Below are 6,242 nucleotides of genomic sequence, written 5' to 3' on the forward strand. Positions count from 1 at the left end.
CGTGGCGACGTTTCACCAGATCATTGTTTGCGGCATTGCCCCAGGCGCTGTCTACGCCGTGCTGGTGATTGCCCTCGTGCTGGTCTCGCGTCTTACAAGGCGGGCGTCGGCCGACCGCCTCGATGCAGCCTCCTTCATCGACATTCACGATACCGCCGGACTGCCATTCCTGATCGTGGTAACCGCCATTTCCCCGTCCTCAAACGCCAGGGTTCCCTTGGCCAAGGCTCTCGGATCGAAGGCGCGCAGGTCGACGGCCTCGGCGTTGCAGTTGGGAGGCTGGGCTTGACCCTTTTCGTGCAAATCGTCCTCAGCGGTCTTGCCACCGGCGCGATCTATGCGGCTCTTGCCCTTGCACTGGTGTTGATCTTTCGCGCCACCAACGTCGTCAATTTCGGTCAAGGCGAAATGGCGACTTTCTCGGCATACTGCACCTGGCAGCTATGCCTGTGGGGCCTGCCATTATGGCTTTCGATTGCAATCGGCCTGGCCGGTTCCTTTGTGCTGGGTATCTTGGCGTTTCGGGTCTTCGTCCGCCCGCTCCTGGCAGCACCAGTCGAGGCGACAGTGGTCGTCACGCTCGGCATGTTTGTGCTCTTCCAGGCGATGGTGACGTGGCTCTGGGGCGCCGAGCAGAAGCCGTTCCCCAGCCTTTTTCCCGAAGGCAGCTTCAGCCTCGGTGAGGTACGGGTGCTGGCTTCGTCGGCCGGTACCTTGCTGATCCTCATTATCCTGGCCGCGGCCATCGCCTCCCTCTTCGCCTTCACAAGGCTTGGGCTTTCCATGCGCGCCGCGGCCTTCGACCGCGTTCGCAGCGTTCTGGTGGGCATCAACGTCGAGCGCATGCTGATGCTCGGCTGGGGTTTCGCCGCGGCGATCGGAATGATCGCGGCGGTGCTGGTCGCGCCACGGCTGTTTTTGAGCCCGACCATGATGACCCCGATCCTTTTCTACGGCCTTGCCGCGGCAACCGTTGGCGGCTGGGACAGTCCGCTCGGCGCGATAGCCGGAGGCCTTCTGGTGGGCGTCAGCGAGAGCCTTGGCGCCAACTACATCGGCTTTCTGGGTGCGGACATGCGCATCGCGGTCCCGATCGGGCTCACCCTTTTCGTCCTGCTGGTCAAGCCGGTCGGTCTGTTCGGCTCACAGAAGGTCACCAAGCTATGAGCAACGACATTCGGCGCACGGTCGCGGCAACCGTTGGGTTTGTGCTGGTCGCCGCATTGCTGCCGGCCACTTTGTCAGGCTTCCAGTTGCAGCAGGTGAGCATCGCCATCTCCTATGCGGTCGCCATTCTTGGCCTCAACCTGCTTATGGGGTTTGCCGGGCAGATCTGCCTCGCCCAGGGGACGCTGTTCGGCATCGGCGCCTACGTCACCGCCATCTTGAACGCGACCTACGGCGTCCACCCGTTGGCGACCCTGCCCGCGGCAGCTGTTTTTACCGCGCTGGCCGGTCTCGTCGTCGGACTGCCGGCCCTGCGTCTGCAGGGGCTGCAGCTTGCGATCATCACGTTTGGTGTCGCGGCGGCCTTTCCGCAGCTTCTGTTGAAGCTCGGCAGTTGGACGGGCGGAGTCTCCGGCTTGCCGATCGATTCCCTGGAGCCGCCTGCGTTCCTGGCCGATTACTCCGAGCTCTGGCTCTATCTGGTGTCGCTGGGGTGCGCCTGCGTCGCGGCATTCATCGTCTATCTCGTTCTCCTCGGCGACGTCGGCCGCGCGCTCCAGGCGCAACGGGACAGTCCGCAGATCGCGGAGGCTCTCGGCGTCAACCTGACCAAGACCAAGCTGTGGGCGTTCGCCATCAGCTCTGCGCTCGCTGGGCTTGGCGGCGGCGTCTTCGCGATCCTCAACGGCTTCATCAGTCCGCAGTCCTTTCTCGCCCCACTTTCCATCACCATCGTGATCGGGAGCATCGTCGGCGGCTCGACAAGCATTGTCGGCGCCTTCATCGGCGGGCTGTTCATCACCTTCGTCCCGACATGGACGTCCAACATCAATCTCGCACTCGGCAACGTCATCTACGCGCTGGCACTGATCGGCATCATGCTTCTGGCGCGCGGAGGGGTTGCCGGTCTGCTGGAGAGACTCGCCGCTGCCTTGAAGGCGCGGTCGAACGCCAACGGCAAAGCCGGATCAATGAGCCAATCAGGGAGGAAGTTATGAGACCATGTATACCAAGAATGCTTGCGACGGCGGCAATACTTGCGCTGGCCGTCGGTGTCGCTCCGGCGAAAGCTGACGAGACACCGGGCATCACCGACAGCACCGTCAAGATCGGCATCACCGGTCCGCTCACCGGTCCCGTCGCCGTCGTCGGCGCGGTCGCAGAAGGCATCCGCGCCCGGGTCGAGGCCGCCAATTCCCACGGCGGCGTCAAGATGTCCGACGGCAAGACCCGCAAGATCGAGCTCGTGATCAAGGACGACATGCTCGATCCGCAGCGAACGCTTGCGAACGTGCGCGAGATGGTGGAGCAGGACAAAGTCTTCGCCCTTGTCGGCACGGCTGCCACGCCGAACAATGTCGCCATCGGACGCTATATCGAACAACGCAAAGTGCCCAATGTCTTCATGTATTCAGGCGTCCACAAGCTGAACGCGCCGCACGAGGAAATAGGGTTCGTCCCGGCCTTCTCGACCGAGGCGGCGTCGTTCGCCACTTATCTGAAGGACAACAAGCCCGAGGCAAAGGTCGCGCTCCTCTATCTCAACACCGAGACCGGCGAAACCTTCATGAAGGCCTTCGACCAGGCCATCGACGGCTCAGGCGTCAAGGTCGTCGATCGGCAACCGGTGACTTCGCAGGATCCGACCGTCGAAACGCAACTGACAGCGCTCAAGGCTTCCGGCGCCGATACGCTGGTGATCATCGCCGCGCCGCAACAAGGCGGTGAAGCAATCCGCTTCCAGGCCGAGAGCGGCTGGAAGCCGCTGACGCTCGTCACCAACCTTTCCTCGGCCTACCCGATCCTGCAGGCGGTGGGGCTCGAGAACGCCAAGGGCATCATCACCTCGAATTTCCTGAAACCGATCGTTAGCCCGGAAAAAACCGGTGACGCGGGTATCGACCAGTATCTGGACGATATCGCCGCGGCCAAGGTCAACTTCGTCTTCGCCAACACCATCGGACAGGTCGGCTACGCGACCGGCGATGCTCTTGTGAAGGCGCTCGAGCACATGAAGAAGCCGACCCGGGCTGAGCTCCTCGACACCGTCTTCAACATGCAGAAGTGGGACGATCCACTGTTGCTGGACGGGATCAAGCTGAACACCAAAGCCGGCTCCGATATTTTCCCGATTGAGGCACTGCAGCTCTATCAGTTCGACGGGCAGAAGTACGTGCCTGTTGGCAAGCTTCTGGATTTCGAGGGCAAGACGGAAGAGTAACGGACGATCGACACAGGTTGCTGCCGGCTGCGAGCGTCCGCGTTTTGCGGGCGCCTTTCTCGCCAGGGCGAAGTTCGATTTGTTTGAGCGATTCGTGAGCCGACAATATCGTCGGCAGTCCTATCTGCGATCCGTTTTTGCCGGAAGTCATTCGGCAGAAGATGCTGGCGAAGGCGAATCCGGATTCCGTTGCGCGTGACGGCAGATCCAGCTTCAGGCAGTTTGCAAATGCTCTGCGTACCGGACGCAACTTCCCCATTCTAGCCAGTATGGTAGAGATTGGGGCTGGTGCAAATTCCGGTACGAACGGCAATGAACCTTCAAACCAGAGCCCGGTCCATTCTCGATAGCGAAGTCGTCTGGGACGCCCATTCCGGCTTCATGCCGGATCCTGCCGCGGACTTGAACAACCTGCGGATCTGGCGAGACGCCGGTGTCGACTATCTGTCCATCGATGTCGGGTTCGATCTGCTGCCCTGGGAAATGACGGTAACCAATCTCAGCTGCTTCCGCCACTGGATCCTGGCGCGTCCCGCCGACTACGTGCTCGTCTCGTCGGCCGACGAAATCCTCGCTGCTAAGGCGCAAGGCAAGCTGGCGGTCACCTTTGACATCGAAGGCATGAATGCCCTGGACGGCCGGATTGAGATGGTCGAGTTCTATCATGGCCTTGGCGTGCGCCAGATGCTTTTCGCCTATAACCGCAACAACCTTGCCGGCGGCGGATGCCATGACGAAGACCCGGGTCTGACCGCGTTCGGTCGGCAGGTGATCGACGAGATGAACCGCCTCGGCATGTTCGTGGATGTGAGCCACACCGGCTACCGCACCACCATGGACGTGATGGAGTACACGGACCGGCCAGTCATCTTCTCGCACTCCAATCCGAAAGCGCTCTGCGCCCACGGTCGCAACATCACGGACGAGCAGATCAAGGCCTGCGCCCGCACCGGCGGCATCGTCGGCGTCGTCGGGCTCAGCCGTTTCCTTGGCGAGGCGCGCACCGATTCCGAACGGCTGGCCGACCATGTCGAATATCTGATCGATCTCGCTGGCCCACGCCATGTTGGCATCGGCCTCGACCATGCTTTCCCGGTCGAGATCGAAGGCATCGACGACATCATCGCCAGCAATCCGCATTTCTGGCCGAAGAGGGAATATGCGGGAGAAACGACCTATTCGGCACCAGCCCAAATGAAAGAGCTGACCGAGATCCTGCTTCGTCGCGGTCAGCCGGAAGGAGCGGTCCGCGACGTCATAGGCGGCAACTTCATGCGCCTTGCCCGGGAAATCTGGAAATAGCCACCGGAGCAGCTGTCGAGCGCTCCGTGGGACCTTCTTTTGGTCAGGCGGGTTGGTCCGCGCCAAGAAGGACGCGCAGCTTCGCGACGGCCGCATCCGGACTGGTCGATACGGGGATGTTCGTCGCCGCTTTGACCGCATCCCGCGCGCGCGCCATGGAGAACTGTGCCAAGACGATCGCATCGAAATCCTTCAGCTTGGCGGCTTCAGCCGCGATCAGCCGGTTGTGGGTTTCCACGTCTCCTGCACGCACCGCCTCGATCGCGCCCGGCACGAAATAGCTCGTGATGGTGGCAGCTTGGCCCATACGGGCGGCTTCGTCCCGGAACTCCTGCTCCATTCCTTCCCTGGACGGCGGGAAAGTGTAGAGCATTGCGGTGCGGCCGCCACGGCGGATCGCCATTTGAAACATGGCCTCGTTCGGTTTCAGGACCGGAACGTCCAGCTTCGCCGCGGCCTGTTCGATCGCTTGCCCGAACGCCGAGCAGGTGAACAGCACGGCATCGCTTCCAATCGAACGGGCATAGCTGGCCAAGGCCTCGATGCGCCGGATCATGTCGCTCGTCAGGTCAGCGGTTTTGGCGCGGTCCACTGCCAGGCTGTCCTCGAGGATATTGACGGTTTCGACGCCAGGCCATCGCGTTTCGAACGCCGATCTGATCGACTCCATCGAGATGGGCGTGGCATGGATCAGGGCAATGCGAGGCTGTGACGTCATTGTGCGAGACCGAATGTTAAACGAGGCCGCCCCGAGAGCAAGCGGCGTTGGTACCAATGAATATTTCGCGGCTGCCGCCGCGAAGACCCATACGCTCTCGGCAGGGATCCGCGCCCATACATTGCGCGAGGCAAGTTGCCGCGCGCCGTGCGCTTTGGCGACGAAGTCGCCACGGCGCAGACGGTACTCCCACTTGTCGCCGGGATAGATGCTGTCATCGAGATGCATCTCGATGCCGTCCGGGTGCAAGGGACCGCGGCTGTTGAAACTGACTTCGAGATCGAGACTCTGGCGATGGGCGGGATCATCCCGCTTATCCTTTCGAGACCAGCTCACCATGGCAAGGAAGGAGGAAGGCGACCGCAGCCCAATAGGTGATGGTCCTTGCCTCGATCACGTGGCGAGACAGCCACTACAAAGCCCGTCGCCTCGAGCGCTACGAGCGTGCGACGTTTTGGCCGTGAAAACCGAGGACCGTGACTGGCCGAACCACGGTTGCGCATAATCCGGCGGAAGAGTTCCACTTCGGGTAATGTTGAAGGCCGCAGGAGGCAGGATCGGGCCTATCTTTCCCGAAACGCGCGCTGGAACGAGTCCACTAGTGGCTTGGTCAGATAGCTCAGAAACGTTCGCTCGCCGGTTGAAATGAAGGTTTCGACCGGCATGCCTGGGTAGATCTGCTCGGGCTTGACCTGCGGTGGCAGCTTGTCGGCCATCTTGAGCCGCACGGTGTAATAGGGCTGTCCAGTGCTGGGAGTGGTCAGCCGGTCCGCCGAAATGTAGAACACCTTTCCCGGCACTTTTGGTGTGGTCCGCGCGTTCAGGGCTGTGAAC

6 protein-coding genes and 1 pseudogene are annotated in these 6,242 nt (G+C 61.7%); 5 read left to right on the top strand and 2 right to left on the bottom strand.

Annotated elements, in window-relative coordinates:
- Nucleotide 1: 1 nt before the first annotated feature.
- The 5 genes from EOA32_RS02480 to EOA32_RS02500 all read left to right on the top strand — a co-directional run bounded on the left by EOA32_RS02480 (nt 2) and on the right by EOA32_RS02500 (nt 4,690).
- Nucleotides 2-289 carry a hypothetical protein gene (locus EOA32_RS02480; protein WP_128370751.1) on the top strand — a complete coding sequence of 96 codons (288 nt, stop codon included), beginning with the start codon at nt 2-4 and terminating at the stop codon, nt 287-289.
- Entirely contained in the window at nt 286-1,167 is an 882-nt protein-coding gene (locus tag EOA32_RS02485; protein ID WP_128370752.1) for a branched-chain amino acid ABC transporter permease, read from the top strand. Before EOA32_RS02480 ends, EOA32_RS02485 begins: the two co-directional genes overlap by 4 nt.
- Nucleotides 1,164-2,165: a branched-chain amino acid ABC transporter permease gene (locus tag EOA32_RS02490; protein WP_128370753.1), complete on the top strand. Its 1,002-nt coding sequence runs from the start codon at nt 1,164-1,166 to the stop codon at nt 2,163-2,165. The genes EOA32_RS02485 and EOA32_RS02490 overlap by 4 nt, the downstream gene beginning before the upstream one ends.
- A 17-nt stretch (nt 2,166-2,182) precedes the next feature.
- The gene (locus EOA32_RS02495; RefSeq protein WP_245499124.1) at nt 2,183-3,388 is read left to right on the top strand and encodes an ABC transporter substrate-binding protein; all 1,206 of its coding nucleotides are present in this window, start codon (nt 2,183-2,185) and stop codon (nt 3,386-3,388) included.
- Nucleotides 3,389-3,700: 312 nt separating this feature from the next.
- Complete coding sequence (locus EOA32_RS02500) at nt 3,701-4,690, top strand: membrane dipeptidase (protein ID WP_128370755.1); 990 nt, start codon at nt 3,701-3,703, stop codon at nt 4,688-4,690.
- A 43-nt stretch (nt 4,691-4,733) separates the two neighbouring features.
- Here EOA32_RS02500 and EOA32_RS02505 read toward each other — a convergent pair whose 3' ends face one another.
- A complete protein-coding gene (locus EOA32_RS02505) occupies nt 4,734-5,636 on the bottom strand; it encodes an aspartate/glutamate racemase family protein (RefSeq protein ID WP_245499125.1) in 903 nt (300 codons plus the stop codon).
- A gap of 335 nt (nt 5,637-5,971) precedes the next feature.
- A pseudogene (locus EOA32_RS38335) lies at nt 5,972-6,242 on the bottom strand (HlyD family type I secretion periplasmic adaptor subunit); the annotation flags it as partial.

Origin of the sequence: Mesorhizobium sp. M1A.F.Ca.ET.072.01.1.1, from assembly GCF_004023325.1 — a bacterium.
Lineage (GTDB): Bacteria > Pseudomonadota > Alphaproteobacteria > Rhizobiales > Rhizobiaceae > Mesorhizobium.

Bases quoted from the DNA above. Each gene is read 5' to 3' on its own strand.
- EOA32_RS02500 (WP_128370755.1), top strand. From the start codon at position 3,701: ATGAACCTTCAAACCAGAGCCCGGTCCATTCTCGATAGCGAAGTCGTC.
- EOA32_RS02505 (WP_245499125.1), bottom strand. From the start codon at position 5,636: ATGCATCTCGATGACAGCATCTATCCCGGCGACAAGTGGGAGTACCGT.
- EOA32_RS02495 (WP_245499124.1), top strand. From the start codon at position 2,183: ATGCTTGCGACGGCGGCAATACTTGCGCTGGCCGTCGGTGTCGCTCCG.
- EOA32_RS02490 (WP_128370753.1), top strand. From the start codon at position 1,164: ATGAGCAACGACATTCGGCGCACGGTCGCGGCAACCGTTGGGTTTGTG.